Raw genomic sequence first — 16527 nt, forward strand, 5'->3', positions numbered from 1 at the left:
GCATGCTCGACACCCTGCCGCTGTCCCGCAAACAGATCCGCAGCATCGCCGAGTCCGAACGGCACCGCCTGTCGGTCTGGTCCGGCGCCGTGCGGTCGGGCAAGACGATCGCCTCGCTGATCGCGTTCCTGATCGCCGTGGCCGGCGCCCCCTCGTCCGGCCTCATCATCATCTGCGGGCGGTCGCTCCAGACCATCGAGCGGAACATCCTGGACCCGCTCCAGGATCGGGCGCTGTTCGGGCCGCTCGCCGGGCTGGTCGTCCACACCCGCGGTGCGACCACGGCCGTGATCCTCGGTCGGACCGTGCACCTCATCGGCGCCAGCGACGCACGCGCTGAGGGCCGCATCCGAGGCGCGACCGTGTACCTCGCCTACGTGGACGAGGCCACACTGCTCCCCGAGGGGTTCTTCAACCAGCTCCTTGCGCGCCTCAGCGTGCCCGGGGCGCGGCTGCTGGCCACGACCAACCCGGACGGGCCCGCGCACTGGCTCCGGAAGAAGTTCCTCCTGCGCGCCGGGCAGCTCAACCTCGGCACCTGGCACTTCACCCTCGACGACAACCCCTCCCTTGAGCCCGCCTACGTGGCCGCGCTCAAGGCCGAGTACGTCGGCCTGTGGTACCGCCGCTTCATCCTTGGCGAGTGGTGCCTCGCCGAAGGCGTCGTCTACGACATGTGGGAGCCCGACCGGCACGTTGTCGCCGAGCTGCCGCCCATGCACCGCTGGCTGGCCGCAGGCATCGACTACGGCACCCTCAACCCGTTCGCCGCGGTCCTGCTCGGCCTCGGCTCAGACGGTGTGCTCTACGCCGCGTCCGAGTGGCGCCATGAGGCGCGCATCACGCGCCGGCAGATGACCGACGCCGAGTACAGCCGCGAGGTCCGGGGCTGGCTGGACGGCCTCCACGTCCGACCTGAGTACGTTGTCGTAGACCCCTCTGCCGCGTCGATGATCGAGCAGCTACACCGCGACGGGGTGACCCCGTACGGCGCGGACAACGCCGTCATGGACGGCATCCGCACCGTGTCGTCGCTGCTGTCCGCTGACCGGTTCAAGGTCCACAAGTCCTGCCACGGGCTGATCAACGAGTTCCCCGCGTACGCATGGGACGACAAGGCCGCCGAGGCAGGCGAGGACAAGCCCGTCAAGGCCGAGGACCACTCCCTCGATGCGACGCGCTACGCGATCCGCACCACCGAGGCCCTGTGGCGCCCGCACGTACCCCTCGCCGCCACCGCGGCCTGACACCCGCCGGAGGTGCGCCGTGGCGTGGACCGCCAACATCCCCGTACGCCTCACCGTGGGCGACAGCGGCGACCCCATCGACCTCGGCCACATCGTCATCACCTCCGCCGAAGGCATCCCCCGCCTCGACCACGCACTCGCCGAGGTGCTGCGCCAAGCCGCCGACCGGTTCGAGGCCAACGCCGAGGGGGTGCCGGATGCCGCTGCCCACCAGTGACCAGCCCTGGCCGCCCCAGCAGCTCGCCCCCGTCTACGCCAAGCTCACCGAGTGGGACGCCTGGTACTGCGGCGACGCCGACGTACTCTCCTCCGTCTACGGCGGCCGCTACGGCACCGACCCCGGCGGCACCGGGTTCTACGCCTCGCAGCAGGGCGGCATCGGCCGGCGTGTCGTCAACGCCGTGAGCCGCTGGTTCTGGGGCAAGCCCCCGGCCGCCGGCGAGCAGCGCACCAAACTGCACGTGCCCCTCGCCGCGGACATCGCCCGCACCTCCGCCTCGCTGCTGTTCTCCGAGCCGCCCAAGCTGCGCAGCGACGACACCACCACGCAGGCCCGCCTCGATGAGCTTGCCGGAGACGACCTCCACGCCACGCTCATGGAGGCCGCCGAGCAGGCCGCGGCCGGCGGCGGCGTGTACCTGCGCGTGTGCTGGGACCGCGACCTGTACCCGGCGCCGTGGTCCGACGCGGTGCCCGCCGACATGGCCGTCCCGGAGTGGCAGTGGGGCCGCCTGAACGCGGTGACGTTCTGGCGCGTCGTCGCCTCGGACGGCAGCACGGTGTGGCGGCACCTGGAGCGCCACGAACCCGGCTGGATCATGCACGGGCTGTACAAGGGCGACCGGGACAAGCTTGGCCGGGCCGTACCACTGGACGACCAGCCGGCCACCGCGCCGCTCGCTGCCCGCGTGAACGCCGCCGGGGGCATCCCCACCGGCATCAAGCAGCTCACCGCCACGTACGTCCCCAACATCCGCCCCAACCGGCTGTGGAAGGGCATCCCCGCCGCCGCACGCCTCGGCCGCAGCGACTACGCGGGCGTAGAGCCCCTGATGGACTCGCTGGACGAGTCGTGGTCGTCGTGGATGCGTGACCTCCGCAACGGCCGCGGGCGCGTCATCGTCCCGAACTCCATGCTCACCTCCAACGGCGCCGGCAAGGGCGTGTCGTGGGAGGCCGAGCGGGAGATCTGGACCGGCCTCGACATGCTGCCGCGCCCGGGTGACACCGGGAAGCAGTTCGACGTGGTGCAGTTCGCCATCCGCGTGACCGAGCACCGGGACACGTGCGAGGCCCTGTTCGAGCAGATCGTCAGCAGCGCCGGATACTCCGCGGCGTCGTTCGGCTCCAAGGGTGACGTGGCGATGACCGCCACCGAGGTCGTGGCCCGCAACCGGCAGAGCTTCACCACCCGGGACACCAAGGTCGTGTACTGGCGGCCGGCGCTCGTGGACCACGTAGAGACCCTGCTCGCCATCGACAAGGTGGTGTACGGCAGTGGCGTGCAGCCCGGCGTGGCCGTGGAGTTCGCCGACAGCGTGTCCGAGGACCCGCAGACCATCGCCACCACCGCCAACCTGCTGCGCACCGCACAGGCCGCCAGCACAGACACCCTCGTCCGCCTCGTCCACCCCGAGTGGCCGGACGAGCAGGTGCAGGCCGAGGTCGCGCGGATCACCACCGAGCAGCAGCTCGGGCCGCTCTCCGACCCGACCATGCACGGCGCCGGCGGGCACGACCTGCTGCCGCCCGGCGGTGACCCGGCCGCGGCCTGAGCGGAGGCCCCATGCCCGTCTCCCCCGCGGACACGATCGACCTCGCCCGCGCCGTTGCGGTGCTGTACGAGGACGCCGAGGACGCTCTGCTGCGCATCGTCGCGCAGGCGCTCGCGGAGGGCATCGACAGCCCGTCGTGGGCGCAGGCCAAGCTGCACGCGATCGGGGACCTGCGCCGGGCCCTGGAGGACGTGACCACCGCACTCCAGCGCGACGCTTCGGGCGCGATCAGCCGCGCGGTGGAGGAGGCGTACCGGCGCGGCGGGCAATCCGCCGTCGCCGAGCTCGGCGCGCTCGCCGAAGGCCACCGGCACTACGTCGCCCGGCACCTTCCCGGCGCATCCGCCGCCGACCGCCTCGCCCGCGCCGCCGTGCACGAGCAGGGCCCGACGTGGGGCCGCATCCTCCGCGAGCCCCTGGACATCTACCGGTCCGTGGTCGCCCGCGTGGCCGCCACACCGCTGCTCGGCGTGCTGACCCGCAGGCAGGCCGCTGGCCGCGTCCTCGGCCAGTTCGCTGCCCGCGGCGTCACGTCGTTCACGGACGTGCGCGGGCGCCGGTGGGAGATGGCCGCCTACGCCGAGATGGCCGTACGGTCCGTCACCGCCCGCGCCGCGATCACCGGGCACGTGGAGCAGCTGCAAGCCCTCGGCCAGCAGCTCGTGATCGTCTCCGACGCGCCCCTAGAGTGCCCGCTGTGCCGCCCCTGGGAAGGGGAGGTGCTGGCCATCAACGGCCAGTCCGGCCCGCACACGCTGCGCCTGCCGCGCGCGGACGACCCCGGCACCCTGCTGCGGCCGCCCGAGACGGTCGCCGTGCACGTCGCCGGATCGCTGCCCGAGGCGCGCGCAGCCGGCCTGATGCACCCGAACTGCCGCCACAGCTTGAGTGTCTACCTGCCGGGCGTCACCCGGCGCCCCCAGAGCCCGCCGCACCCGCAAGGTGCGACGTACGAGGACACGCAGCGGCAGCGGTACTACGAGCGCCAGGTGCGCGCGTGGAAACGCCGCGCCGCCGCTGCCCTCACCGACACGGACCGCAGGGCGGCCAACGCCCGCGTCCGCCAGTACCAGGCCCGCATCCGCCAGCACATCGCGGGCACCGGGCTGCACCGCCAACCAGCGCGCGAGCAGATCACCAGCGCGCGGTAACCCGCTGGCCGCCAGGCGCGGCCGGCACCCGACACGGCTCCAGGAGGGCCCCGTCATGTCCACACCCACCCCGCCGCCCGCCCCCGCCGCACCGGCGCCCGCAGGCGACCCCACCCCGCCGGCCCCGGTCGTACCCGCGCCCGTACCGGCACCGCCCGCCACTCCCCCGGCGCAGCCCCCAGCGGGCCAGCCGCAGGACGTCGCGAGCCTCCCCGACTGGGCACAGACGCTCATCCACAACACCCGCCAGGAGGCCGCCGGCCACCGCACGCGGGCGACCGCCGCCGAACAGCAGCAGCAGACCGTGTTGCAGGGCATCGCGCAGGCCCTCGGTATCACCCCGCAGGGCACCCCCGACCCGGCGCAGCTCCAGGCGAGCTTGTCCGCCGCGCAGGAGACCGCCCGGCAGAACGCGCTGCGCGCCGCCCTGTACGAGACCGCCAGCGAGCACGGCGCCAACCCCGCCGCGCTGCGCGACTCCGTGAGCTTCCTGGAGTCGGCCAAGGGCATCGACCCGTCCGACACGGCCGCCGTCGTGGCTGCCGCGAGGGCCGCTGTCGCCGCGAACGCGTCGCTCGCCGCCACCCCCACCGCGCCGGCCGGACCCCCCGCGGGCCCCGCCGACCTCGACGGCGGCAACCCCGGCGCACCGAGGCAGCTCACCGAGGCCGACCTCGCCACCATGACCCCCGAGCAGATCGTGAAGGCCCAAGACGACGGGCTCCTTCGCAACCTCCTCGGCGGGTAACCCCAACCACCGAACGGAGGGCCACCCGTGGCCATCACTCGATTCCGCCCCGAGATCTGGAGCGCCCGGCTCCTGGTCGCCACGCGCAAGGCCCTCGTCTACGGCGGCCCCGGCATGGTCAACCGCGACTACGAGGGTGAGATCTCGCAGGCCGGCGACACCGTGCGCATCACCAGCATCGGTGACCCGACCATCGGCGACTACGTGCCGAACAGCACCGTCATCAGCCCGGAAGAGCTGACCGACGCGCAGCGGACCCTGACCGTGGACCAGGCGAAGTACTTCGCGTTCAAGGTCGACGACGTGGACGCCCGCCAGGCCGCCGGCAACGTCATGCCCGAGGCCATGACCCGCGCCGCGTACAAGCTCGCCGACACGCAGGACCAGTACCTCGCGGGCCTGTACACCGGCATCGTCTCGGCCAACGTCCTCGGCTCGACCGGCTCGCCGATCGACACGCACACCACCGTCACCGACGCCTACGACAAGGTGCTCGTTCCGCTGCGCACGCGCCTGGCCAAGGCCAACGTGCCCACCGAGGGCCGGTTCGTCGTCGTCAGCCCCGAGTTCACCGCGTCGCTGCTGCTGGACCCCCGCTTCATCAAGGCGAACGAGTCCGGCGACGGCGGCTCCGCGCGCCTCAACGGCTTCGTGGGCCGGGCGGCCGGCTTCAACATCGTGGAGTCGAACAACACCCCGAACCCGGCCAGCGACACCCAGGTGATCATCGCGGGCACCAACGCCGCGATCAGCCTCGCCGAGCAGATCAACAAGACCGAGGCGTACCGGCCGGAGTCCAGCTTCTCGGACGCCGTCAAGGGCCTCATGCTCTACGGCGCCAAGCTGGTGCGCCCGGACTTCATGGCCTGCGCCTTCATCGACCCCGCGTAAGGAGCAGCCACCATGGCACGCACCGCTGTCGCATACAGCACCCTCAGCACCAACAGCAACCTGTCCGACCCGGCCGGCACCTCCGTGTCGTCCGGCGCCGGCAACGGTGGGCAGGTCGCCAAGGCCGCCCCCGAGCTGACGCTCATCCGCCTGTCGAACGCCTCGGGCGGTTCCGGCACGGCCACCCTGCTCGCGGGCACGTACCCCCCGGCGCTCGCCGCCGGGCAGGGCAACCTCGTGGTCACCGTGGCCAACTCCGGCACGCAGTGGATCGGCCCGATCGAGTCCGGCCGGTTCCTCCAGTCGGACGGGTCCCTGATCGTGGAGACCTCCGTCGCCATGACCATGACCGCGTTCAAGGTGCCGCGGCACTGATGGCCGCCGACCTGATCTACGTCCGGGGGGAGGGCGGCATGGTCATCGCCATGTCGCACCCCCTCGGCGAGGGCATCGAGAAGCGCCTCACGCGCGGCGAGCTGCGCCGCGTGAACGAGGACGGGTCGCCGTACACCGGCGACAGCGAGGACGGCGGGCCGACAGCGATCACGTCCCGGCCGGCGCAGTCCGCGTCGAAGGACGAGTGGGTGGGCTGGGCCGTCACCAACGGCGCCACCCCGGACGACGCCGCGGCGATGACCAAGGCGGACCTCATCGACCGGTACGGGAAGGGTGACGCCTGATGTCGCTCACCACACGGCTGGCCGTCACCCTGAACGCGGTGCAGGTCAGCAACAAGGATCTGACCAGCGTGCGGGCGCCGATCGACTACGCCAAGGCGCTCACCCTCGCGTCCGGCACCGCCGCCGGGCAGGCGGACCTGATCTTCTCCGACACCCGCACCCTCGCCGCCAGCGCCAGCGAGACGCTGGACCTCGCCGGGTCGCTGGTCGACGCCATCGGCGCCACGCTGACGTTCGCCCGCGTGAAGGGCCTGATCGTCTACGCCGCGCCCGGCAACGTCAACGACGTCGTGATCGGCGGTGCCGTCTCGAACGCGTTCGTGGGCCCGTTCGCGGACGCCACGGACAAGATCAAGGTGCGCCCGGGCGGGATCCTCGCCCTGTTCGCGCCGGCCGCGACCGCGTACCCGGTGACCGCCGGGACCGGGGACCTGCTCCAGGTCGCCAACTCCGGCGCGGGTACGGCAATCACGTACGACGTGATCCTCATCGGCGCGAGCGCCTGACGGGAGGTGGGCGGCCGTGCCGACTTACGCCACAACGGACGACCTCGCCGCCTACACCGGGACGGCCGCGCCGGACAACGCCGCCGCGCTGCTCGCCAAGGCGTCGCGCATGCTCGACAGCGCCGTGTTCCGGCTGTGCTGGTACCAGGCGGACGGCGACGGCCTGCCCACCAACCCGCTCGTGCAGCAGGCGTTCAAGGACGCGTGCTGCGCGCAGGCCGCGTGGTGGGACGAGCTCGGCGACTCCACCGGGGCGATGGGCGCGGGCTGGGGCAGCGTGCAGATCGGCTCCGTCAACCTGTCGCGCTCCGTCACCAACGTGAGCGCGGAGGCCAGCCCGGCGCGGCAGATCGCGTCCGAGGTGTGGGACGTGCTCCGCTCCCCCGACCTCACCCCGGACGTGCTGACGATCGGCCTGGTGATCTCCTGATGGGCACCATCCCCCGGTGGCTGATCCGCAGGGACACGGCGACCATCGAGGCGTGGCAGGGGGAGGGGCCGGACGGCCCCACCTTCGCCGCCCCGGTGACCGTGGAGTGCTACGTGGAGAACAAGGCCAAGGCGGCGCGTGGCACGGACGGCACGCAGGTTATGTCAGCCGCCGTGCTGTACGCCCGACTCGGCCCGGACGCCCCAGCGCTCAGCCGTGTCACGTTGTCGGACGGGCGTGTCACGACCGTCATGCAGCCGTGGCCCGCGACCACCCGCGGGCTGCCAACACCCGACCACCTCGAACTGCTGCTCGTGTAGGAGGCCGTCATGCCGATGCGTGCTGAGGTGCGGTGGGAGGGCCGCCGCCTGTGGACGGAGCGCGGGCGTCAGGCCGCGTCCGAGGGACTGGCGCGCGCGCTGGAGCACGGCCTCGGCGTTAGCAACCAGCGCGTGCCGCTCCGTGAGGGCACCCTCGAACGGTCCGGCAAGGTCACCGTGGAGGGCCTGAACGGCGCGATCTCCTACGACACGGTGTATGCGGTCAGACAGCACGAAGAGCTGGACTGGCAGCACCTGCCCGGCCGCCGAGCGAAGTACCTGGAGTCGTCCGTGCTGGACGAGCGCACAGCTATGCTCGCGCTGATGGCCGTGCCGATCAGGCTGTGGGCCCGTGGCTGACCTCCACGACGGCATCGCTCGCTACCTCGCCGCGCAGGGCCTCGTCACCTACCCCGGTGACGTCTTCTTCGACCTCACGCCCGCCAGCCCGGACGCCGCGGTGACGCTGACCGTGTACGGCGGCGCCCCGGTGGACAGCAAGCTGCCGTACGACTCCCCGTCGCTCCAAGTGCGCGTGCGTGCGCCCGCGACCGACCGCGCACAGGCGCGCACCCGCGCGCAGGCGCTGTACGGCGCCCTGCACGGCCTCGGCCCCGTCGACCTGCCGGACGGCACCCGCCTCATCCTCGCCGTGGCCAACCAGTCGCCCGGCTCGATGGGGCAGGACGACCTCGGCCGCCTCGAGTACGTCGTGAACTTCTCGCTCGAGGTGTACGCGCCGAGCGCGCACCGCCCCGCCTGACCCCCTGACCACCATCCGCCCGCGGCCGACCGGCCGGCGGGCCATCCCTGCATGCCCGAGGAGGGCCCGCCATGTCCGCCCAGAAGTACGACGCTCGCGACTGCGAGTTCGAGGTCGAGTCCGACACCCCCGGCACGTGGGTGGCGATCGGCGGCATCAACACCTTCACCAAGAGCCGGTCCAGCAACAACGCCGACACCACCACCTTCGCCAGCAACGGTGACGACGAGCAGCAGATCATGTCGCGCGGCAAGAGCATGAAGCTCGGCGGGTTCCGGCTGATGGACCCGGACACCGGGGCCCTGGACGCCGGGCAGGCCATCGTGGAGGCGTGGGCCGACGACAAGAGCGACGACAGCCTGCGCAGCTTCCGCTTCGCCGCGCCCGGTGACACCACGTGGGAGGTCTGGACGGCCACGGCCGAGCTGGACGACGAGGGCGGCGGCAGCAACGACAAGGTCAGCTGGGGTGTGACCATCACCCGGTCCGGCGCCAGCACGACCGCGGCGAAGTCCTGATGGCGGCACGTAAGGCGGCCGCCGAGACGGTCGACACGTCGTCGTGGGATGCGTTCTGGGCCGAGGTCAACGCGGACGCAGGGGCCACGGAGGTCATCCGCCGCGTCACCGTACGCGTGCCCAACGACCTGCCGCTGGGGTTCCAGCAGCGCGTCAACGAACTGCGGGACTCCACGGCCGACGAGGACGTGCGCGAGCTGGTCGCCTTGGTATTCGGCGAGGGTGTCCTCGACCAGTGGATCGCCAACGACATGGGTTCGCGAGAGTTCAAGGTCGTCCTCGCGTGGGGCGTCGCCAACGGTACTGGTCAGCCCCTGTCGTTCCGCGAGGCGTACGAGCGAGTCGTGGCCGCCGAGGCTGAGGGAAAAGCGCCATCCGCGCAGCCGAATCGGGCCGCGCGCCGAGCCGCTACGAAATCGCCGTCCTCCAGCACTGGGGCTACATCGAGGCGGACTTCCAGCGGGAGTACCGCCTCGGCCCGGCGGACATCGGGCGCCTGACGCGGCGCCGCTTCGGCGTGCTGCTCGCTGGCCTGTCCGGCGAGTCCGTGTGGCGGCAGGTAGCCCGCGACGAGATCTCGATCATCGACGATCCCGCTCTGACCAGGGCGGCACTCCACTCGTAGGGGGTCCGCCATGGCACTCAGCGTGGGCGAGCTCGTCGCCACGGTGGATCTCAACGACCGCGGCATGGTCATGGGCCTCGCCGGTGCCGAGGCGGGCATGCGCCACCTCGGCGCCACCGCGATCAGCACCGGCGAGCAGATCCACCGCGGTCTCGAAGAGGCCGTGTCGGAACTGCCCGAGGTCGTCATCGACGCCGATACCAGCCCGGCGGACCGCGAGGTGCACGCCCTGCGGCAGCGCCTGGAGGTCATGTCATCGCTGACCATCGGCGTCGACATCGACCAGGCCGAGGCGCAGCGGGACATCGAGGCGCTGCGGGCCCGCCTCGCCGTGCTGTCCGGGACGCACCCGGACGTGACGGTGCAGGCGCAGGTGGACCACGCCGTCACCGCCCTGGACGCCACCCTCGCGGCCGCGGGCGCCGTGGCCGCCGCTGACCCCACGGTCACGGTGCACGCCTCGACGGGGACGGCTACGGCCGCGCTCGCCGGGGTCACGGCTGCGGCTACCGCGGTCGGGCGGCTCGACCCGACGATCGACGTCCACACGGACACGTCGCAGGTCAGCATGCTCGCGCGGATCTTCGGCAGCCTCGGCGGGCTGTTCACGTCCGTGGGCGCCGCCGGGTCGTCCGCGCTGATGAGCGTGGCGTCGTCGGCTGCTGCCGTGGGTGCCGCGGTCCCGCTGATCGCGGCCATGATCGGCACGCTGGAGTCCATCGCGCCCGCGGCGGCTGCCGGGGCGACGGCGGTGCTCGCGCTCGCGTCCGCGGTGGGTGCGGTCAAGCTCGGCACGTCGGGGATCGGCGGCGCGCTCAAGGCCGCTTTCGCCCCCGCGGTCGGCGGCGCGGCCAAGGCGACCAACCAGGTGGCCGACGCGCAGCGCAACCTCGCTCGTGCCACCAGCAACGCGGCCTACGCCAACCGGCAGGCGGCGCAGCAGACCGCGGCCGCCGAGCGGGACCTGACCGCCGCGCAGCACGCCGCCCTGGCCGCACAGCAGGCCGTCAACGACGCCCGCCAGCAGGCAACCCGCGACCTCCAGGACATGAACAACAGCCTCGTCGACGCGCAGTACGCCGAGGAGGACGCGAAGAACTCGGTCGAGGACGCGGCCGCCGCGCTCGCGCAGGCCAAGCTCTTCGGCAACCCCGAGGAGATCAGCCGGGCGCAGCTCGCCTACGACAAGGCGCAGCAGGCGCTACGGGAGCAGCAGCTCCAGGTGCAGCGCCTGTCAGTCGACACCGCCGCGGCGAACAAGGCGGGCGTGGAGGGAAGCAAGGGCGTCAAGAGCGCCAAGGACGCCGAGGCGCAGGCCGTGCAGGCGGTCGCGGACAAGACCCTCGCTCTGTCCAACGCGCAGGAGCAGCAGCAGCGCACGGCGCAACAGGGCCTCGACCAGATCCGGCAGGCGCAGGAAGCGCTCGCCAACGCGGGCGCGGCCGGCGGCGGTGGGGCCGGCGGGGTGGACAAGTTCGCGCAGGCCATGGCCAAGCTGGCGCCGAACGCCCGCAGCTTCGTGCGCGAGGTGATCGCGCTGAAGCCGGCGTGGGACGCCATGCGCCTCGACCTGCAGCAGCGCCTGTTCGCTGGGCTGTCCGGTGCGCTCGCGGCGACGGCGGCCACGGATCTGCCGATCCTGCGGCGCGGCCTGGATGGCACCGCGGGCGCCCTGAACGGCATGGCGAAGGGCGTGTTCGCCGCGGCGCGGGGGCTCGGCAAGTCGGGCATCCTCGGGCAGGCGCTGGACGGCGCCAACGCGGGGCTCCGCAACATGACCCGCATTCCGGGCCAGGTCGTCACCGCTTTCGGGCAGGTAGCCGCCGCCGGCGCGCCGCTTTTCCAGAGGCTCACGAAGGATCTCGCCGGCCACGCGGACTCCCTCGCGGACCGGCTTACGAAGTCCTTCAACAGCGGCGGCATGACGGCGGCGATCGACCAGGCCGCCAAGGTCATCGGCCAGATCGGCGACGTGCTCAAGAACGTCGGGTCGATCCTCGGCTCGGTGTTCAAGGCCGCGGACTCGGCCGGCGGGTCGTGGCTGGGGATCCTCCAGGACATCACGGGCGCCATGAAAACGGCGTTCGCATCGCCCGGTGTGCAGGCCGCACTCGGCGCCCTGTTCGGCACGATGAAGACGCTCGGCGAGACGCTGGGGCCGCTGGTCGCGCAGGCGCTCGGCGCCCTCGCCCCGGTGCTGGCCGAGTTGGGCCCGCCCGCGCAGGTGCTGATCCAGGCGCTCGGCGCCGCGCTGTCGCCGATCATCAAGGCGCTCGGCCCGGTGCTACTCAGTGCGGCGCAGGCCGTGGGCAAACTGGTGATCGCGCTCAGCCCGCTGATCGGTGTGGCGGGGGACCTGATCGCGCAGCTCCTTCCGATCCTGGTGCCGGTCCTCGACCTGCTCACCGGGATCTTCACGGACCTGGCGGGGCCCATCAAGCAGATCGCGGTGGCCCTCGGGACCGCGCTCAAGCCGGTGGTCAAGGGGCTGTCCGTGGTCGTGCAAGACCTCGTGGACCAGTACCTTTCGGTTTTCCTCGACCTGCTGACGCAGCTCACGCCGCTGATCCCCGTGCTCACGCCGGTGCTGATCCAGCTCGGCAAGAGCTTCGGGCAGATCTTGCAGGCGGTGGCGCCGCTGCTGCCGCAACTCGCCACGATGACGATCATGTTCATCTCGCAGTTGCTGCCTGCGATCCTGCCGCTGATCCCGCCGCTGGCGCAGCTCACGACGCTACTGCTGATCTTTGCGACGGACGTCATCACCGGTGTGGTCGTGCCGGTCCTCACCGGGCTGGTCAAGGCTCTCGGCGGGTTGCAGTCCGCGGTCGGCACGGTGGCAGGCTGGGTGTCGTGGCTGGTCAAGGAGGTCGTGCGGCTCTTCACCTGGCTGTACGACGTGCTCGTGGGTCACAGCATCATCCCGGACCTGATCCGCTCTATCGTCAGCTGGTTCACGGGGCTGCCGGGCAAGGTGCTCGCTGCCATCGCCGCGCTGCCCCGACAGGTGGCCGCGGTGATGGTCGACGCCACCAATCGGATGATCAACGCCACCAGGGTGGGTCTCGCGGCCGTCGTGTCGTGGATCGGCGACCTCCCCGGGCGGGCGGTCCGTGCGCTCGGTGACCTGTCGGGCCTGCTCATCAAGGCAGGCAAGTCGCTCATGGGCGGTCTGATCTCCGGTATCACGTCGGAGATCGGCTCCCTGACGAGCACGCTGAGCCATGTCACCAGCCTGATCCCGCTCCACAAGGGGCCGCCGTCGAAGGACGCGGTGCTGCTGCGGCCGGCCGGGCGCCTGATCATGGGCGGTCTGGTCGACGGCATCTCGGACGGCGAGGCGCCGCTCGCACGCAAGCTGTCCGCGATCAGCGGTGGTATGGCGCTGCCGCTCGGCGCCGGGCCCAGGGCCGGGGCGCTCGCCGGGGCCGGGGCGGGCCCGGCCGGCGGCGGCGCTGCCGGTGTGCAGACCATCCGTATCGAGGTCTCGGGCCCGGATGAGGTCAAGCGCCTGATTCGGACGATTGTGCAGCGGGACGGTGGCGGCGGGTCCGGATCCGTGCAGCGCGTGTTCGGGTGACGCCCCCGGCTGTCGGCCGGGGGCGCACCGGTCAGCAGGCGTCGTAGTGCCAGGCGCCGTGCTCGCGTGCCCACGGCTGGCCGTGCTGGTCAAGCGCGGGCACGTCGTACGTGTATGACACCAGCGCCATGTCACCGGACAGGCGGTCCACCGTGACCGCCTTCACCCGCTGGTGGCCGTAGGTGGCCGTGGCCTGGTCCAGTTCGGCCCGGTACGCCTCGGCGGTCACCTGTGCTCGGCAGCGGGCGGAGAGCAGCGCCAGGGCCGCGGCTGCGTCGGGCTTGAAGTAGGCGTCGCTGTACGCGGTGACGGCTGCGGCGAGGCTGCCGTCGCTGCTGTCGGAGACTGCCGCCGTGGTGGCCGCAGGCGCCGTGGTGCCGCTCGGCTCGTCTGCCGTGTCGTCGTTGCTGCTACTGCCGGACGAGCAGCCGGTGAGCGTGATGGTGGCGGCCGCGGCGAGCGCGACGGCGACGGTACGTATGCGCATGTTCCCCCCAGGTCGGATGTGGTCGGCCACACCGTAGCGGCGTGACACGCCGCCCGATGCCCGTTTCCCGGAGGTGGTCCGTGCCTGCTACCGGGGCTATGGTCGAGATCCAGGCCGGGGGCACATGGGCGGACATCACCGACCGCGTGTACCTGCGGGACCGGATCCGGATCACGCGCGGCCGGCAGGACCAGGGGTCCCGCGTGGACCCGGGGTCGTGCTCGCTGACGCTGAACAACAAGGACGGGCGCTTCAGCCCCAGGAACCCACGGTCGCCGCTGTACGGACAGATCGGGCGCAACACCCCGGTGCGGGTGTCCGCAGCCGGCGGCACCCCATGGCTGGGCGTCCCGGCAGATCCGGATCCGCGCGCACGAGCGAGCACTCCAGACGCCAGCGCGCTCGACATCACGGGCGATATCGACATCCGGTTTGACGTACAGCCAGTCGATTGGACGTCGACAGGCGTATTTGAGCTCGGCGGGAAGCGCGGCGCGAGCGGCCAATACGGGTGGCGCTCTTTCCTGTTCAAGGGACTGTTTTACTTTGAGTGGAGCGCTAACGGCACCACGGAATTGGCCGTGACTGCTCCGCTGACCGCCAGTGCGCTACAGCCACGCCTGTGCCTGCGGGCGACGATGGACGTGGACAACGGGGCCAGCGGAAATACCGTCCGCTTCTACACCGGTCCCAGCCTCTCGGGGCCGTGGACGCAGATCGGCACCGATCAGGTGTCCGCAGGGGTCACCAGCATTTTCGCCAATACTGCCCCGCTCGAAATCGGCGACATTACGTCAACGGTTTTCGTGAGTGCCGCGAATGCGGGTGGTCGCATCTACGCGGCGCAGATCCGTAACGGCATTGGCGGCACGATCGTGGCGGCCCCGGATTTCACCGCGCTGACCGCTGGTGCGACCTCTTTCGTGGATTCCACGGGACGCGCCTGGACGGTGACCGCGGGAGGTATCACCAACCGGCGCATCAGATTTCTCGGCGAGATCAGCTCGTGGCCGTCCCGGTGGGACGTGTCCGGCGGGGACGTGTACGTGCCCGTGCAGGCCGCTGGGATCATGCGCCGGCTGGGGCAAGGTGCGAGCCCGCTGGACTCCACGCTGCGCCGCCGTATCCCCTCGGCCGCTGGACTGGTGGCGTACTGGCCGCTGGAGGACGGCGCCACCGCAGGGCAGGCGTACAGCCCGCTCGCGGGCGTGCAGCCGATGCGCACGACGGGGCTGACGTTCGCTGCGGACGACAGCCTTCCCGGGTCATCCGCGCTGCCGACCGTGGGCAGCGCCGCCAGCATCCTCGGCACTGTCCCATCTGCCGCGTCTACGGGCGCGTGGTGCATCGAGTTCGTCTACAAACTCCCCACCATGCCTGCCGGTGACGCAAACCAGCAGTTTCTGGTGTTCACCACGACCGGCAACACGACCTGGCGCATAGGCGTGGGCGCATCTGCCATCCACGTAGATGTCACAGCGTCGGACGGCACTAGCCTGGTCGGCTTCACAACGGTAAACCCCAGCAAGTTCGCCGGCGACTGGGGCCGCTTCTACGTGGAGGCACAGCAGTCCGGCAGCACAGTGAATTTCACGTATGCCTGGATCGCAATCGGTAGCAGCGGCCTATCGGACACGGGGTCATTCTCGGGGTCCGCTGGCGTGGTCACGTCGATAAAGACCGCGTTCTCCACCGCCCTGGCCGGTATGTCCATTGGCCACATCGCCGTATTCAGCACCTTCGAGCCCACGGCGTTCAATGGCGCTGACAGTGGGTTCGCCACGGAGGACGCGGCCGGACGGTACACGCGGCTGTGCTCCGAGGAGGGCATCCCGGCCACGCTGCCGTACGGCGCCGCGGGGGCGGCCGAGGTGGGTCCGCAGCGGCCTGGTGCTGTACTCGATCTTCTGGAGGAGGCTACAGACGCCGACGTGGGCGTGCTGTATGAGGCGCGGGACACCATTGCTCTGGCGTACAGGCCCCGTGTGAGCCTCTACAACCAGACGCCGCAGCTCGCCCTCGACTACACGGCGCGGGGCCTGACGACGCTGGAGCCGACCGAGGACGACACGGCCACCCGCAACGACATCACCATCAGCCGCCCATCTGGGAGCTCGGCGCGGGCCACGCTCGACACTGGGGCCCTGTCGACGCTGGCGCCCCCGCTCGGCGTCGGCCGGTACACCACATCCCAGGCGCTCAACGTGCAGACGGACGATCAGCTGCTCGACCTCGCGTCGTGGCTGCTGCACCTGGGCACCTGGGACGAGGCACGGTACCCGCAGGTCACCGTCAATCTGGCGGCAGGTCCCGGGCTGATCAGCTCCGCGTGCAACGTCGACCTCGGCGACTTGATCACCATCAGCAACCCCCCGCCGTGGCTCCCGCCCGACACCATCACGCTGATGGCGCAGGGGTACAGCGAGACGATCGGCTGGGCCGACTGGACGATCACGTACAACTGCACGCCCGGCGGGCCGTGGACGGTCGGCGTGCTGGACGATCCGGTGCTCGGCCGGGCGGATACGGACGGCAGCCAACTGGCCGCGGGCGCCTCGGCGACCGCCACCAGCCTGTCCGTGGCGGTCACCGCCGGCCCGCTGTGGGTCACCACCGCGCTGCTCCCCGCCGAGTTCCCGTTCGACATCAGGTGCAGTGGCGAGGTCATGACCGTAACCGGCATCACGGGCAGCAGCAGCCCGCAGACGTTCACCGTCATCCGCGGCATCAACGGCATCACCAAGGCGTTGCCGTCCGGCGCTGATGTGCGCCTCGCCCACCCAATGATCATCGCACTGTAGGGGGA

The 16527-nt window shown here is 71.5% G+C and carries 18 protein-coding genes; 17 read left to right on the top strand and 1 reads right to left on the bottom strand.

The genetic code is table 11. From position 1 onward, the window contains the following. Positions 1 to 2 precede the first annotated feature (2 nt). The 16 genes from ACH4SE_RS14920 (at position 3) to ACH4SE_RS14995 (ending at position 13234) form a co-directional block, all read left to right on the top strand. Positions 3 to 1247, top strand: coding sequence for a PBSX family phage terminase large subunit (locus tag ACH4SE_RS14920; RefSeq protein ID WP_398543790.1), 1245 nt, complete (start codon positions 3 to 5; stop codon positions 1245 to 1247). A gap of 19 nt (positions 1248 to 1266) precedes the next feature. Further along, on the top strand, positions 1267 to 1464 hold the full coding sequence (locus ACH4SE_RS14925; protein WP_398543791.1) for a hypothetical protein: 198 nt from the start codon (positions 1267 to 1269) through the stop codon (positions 1462 to 1464). Then, positions 1445 to 3022, top strand: a complete 1578-nt coding sequence (locus ACH4SE_RS14930; RefSeq protein WP_398543792.1) for a phage portal protein — start codon at positions 1445 to 1447, stop codon at positions 3020 to 3022. The genes ACH4SE_RS14925 and ACH4SE_RS14930 overlap by 20 nt, the downstream gene beginning before the upstream one ends. Before the next feature lie 11 nt (positions 3023 to 3033). After that, complete coding sequence (locus ACH4SE_RS14935; protein WP_398543793.1) at positions 3034 to 4173, top strand: phage minor capsid protein; 1140 nt, start codon at positions 3034 to 3036, stop codon at positions 4171 to 4173. A 55-nt stretch (positions 4174 to 4228) separates the two neighbouring features. Continuing rightward, on the top strand, positions 4229 to 4921 hold the full coding sequence (locus ACH4SE_RS14940) for a hypothetical protein (protein ID WP_398543794.1): 693 nt from the start codon (positions 4229 to 4231) through the stop codon (positions 4919 to 4921). A gap of 27 nt (positions 4922 to 4948) precedes the next feature. Beyond that, positions 4949 to 5812: a P22 coat protein - protein 5 domain protein gene (locus tag ACH4SE_RS14945; RefSeq protein WP_398543795.1), complete on the top strand. Its 864-nt coding sequence runs from the start codon at positions 4949 to 4951 to the stop codon at positions 5810 to 5812. 12 nt (positions 5813 to 5824) lie between these two features. Beyond that, positions 5825 to 6187: a hypothetical protein gene (locus ACH4SE_RS14950; RefSeq protein WP_398543796.1), complete on the top strand. Its 363-nt coding sequence runs from the start codon at positions 5825 to 5827 to the stop codon at positions 6185 to 6187. Beyond that, positions 6187 to 6492: a hypothetical protein gene (locus ACH4SE_RS14955; protein ID WP_398543797.1), complete on the top strand. Its 306-nt coding sequence runs from the start codon at positions 6187 to 6189 to the stop codon at positions 6490 to 6492. Before ACH4SE_RS14950 ends, ACH4SE_RS14955 begins: the two co-directional genes overlap by 1 nt. After that, positions 6492 to 6998 (top strand): hypothetical protein, encoded by a 507-nt coding sequence (locus tag ACH4SE_RS14960; protein ID WP_398543798.1) that lies wholly within the window; start codon positions 6492 to 6494, stop codon positions 6996 to 6998. Before ACH4SE_RS14955 ends, ACH4SE_RS14960 begins: the two co-directional genes overlap by 1 nt. Before the next feature lie 16 nt (positions 6999 to 7014). After that, positions 7015 to 7428 carry a hypothetical protein gene (locus ACH4SE_RS14965; protein WP_398543799.1) on the top strand — a complete coding sequence of 138 codons (414 nt, stop codon included), beginning with the start codon at positions 7015 to 7017 and terminating at the stop codon, positions 7426 to 7428. After that, positions 7428 to 7748: a hypothetical protein gene (locus ACH4SE_RS14970; protein WP_398543800.1), complete on the top strand. Its 321-nt coding sequence runs from the start codon at positions 7428 to 7430 to the stop codon at positions 7746 to 7748. Before ACH4SE_RS14965 ends, ACH4SE_RS14970 begins: the two co-directional genes overlap by 1 nt. Positions 7749 to 7757: 9 nt before the next feature. Continuing rightward, complete coding sequence (locus tag ACH4SE_RS14975) at positions 7758 to 8108, top strand: hypothetical protein (RefSeq protein WP_398543801.1); 351 nt, start codon at positions 7758 to 7760, stop codon at positions 8106 to 8108. Next, positions 8101 to 8511, top strand: coding sequence for a minor capsid protein (locus tag ACH4SE_RS14980; RefSeq protein WP_398543802.1), 411 nt, complete (start codon positions 8101 to 8103; stop codon positions 8509 to 8511). Before ACH4SE_RS14975 ends, ACH4SE_RS14980 begins: the two co-directional genes overlap by 8 nt. Before the next feature lie 71 nt (positions 8512 to 8582). Next, complete coding sequence (locus ACH4SE_RS14985) at positions 8583 to 9029, top strand: phage tail tube protein (protein ID WP_398543803.1); 447 nt, start codon at positions 8583 to 8585, stop codon at positions 9027 to 9029. Next, positions 9029 to 9529, top strand: a complete 501-nt coding sequence (locus ACH4SE_RS14990; RefSeq protein WP_398543804.1) for a hypothetical protein — start codon at positions 9029 to 9031, stop codon at positions 9527 to 9529. The genes ACH4SE_RS14985 and ACH4SE_RS14990 overlap by 1 nt, the downstream gene beginning before the upstream one ends. Before the next feature lie 135 nt (positions 9530 to 9664). Continuing rightward, entirely contained in the window at positions 9665 to 13234 is a 3570-nt protein-coding gene (locus ACH4SE_RS14995) for a hypothetical protein (RefSeq protein ID WP_398543805.1), read from the top strand. Positions 13235 to 13265: 31 nt separating this feature from the next. Here ACH4SE_RS14995 and ACH4SE_RS15000 read toward each other — a convergent pair whose 3' ends face one another. After that, on the bottom strand, positions 13266 to 13721 hold the full coding sequence (locus tag ACH4SE_RS15000; protein WP_398543806.1) for a hypothetical protein: 456 nt from the start codon (positions 13719 to 13721) through the stop codon (positions 13266 to 13268). Positions 13722 to 13819: 98 nt separating this feature from the next. On the opposite strand from ACH4SE_RS15000, the gene ACH4SE_RS15005 reads away from it, so the two are divergent. Beyond that, positions 13820 to 16522 carry a hypothetical protein gene (locus ACH4SE_RS15005; RefSeq protein WP_398543807.1) on the top strand — a complete coding sequence of 901 codons (2703 nt, stop codon included), beginning with the start codon at positions 13820 to 13822 and terminating at the stop codon, positions 16520 to 16522. The last annotated feature ends 5 nt before the right edge of the window (positions 16523 to 16527 follow it).

Source organism: Streptomyces sp. NPDC020983 (assembly GCF_044333485.1).
Classification (GTDB): Bacteria; Actinomycetota; Actinomycetes; order Streptomycetales; family Streptomycetaceae; genus Actinacidiphila.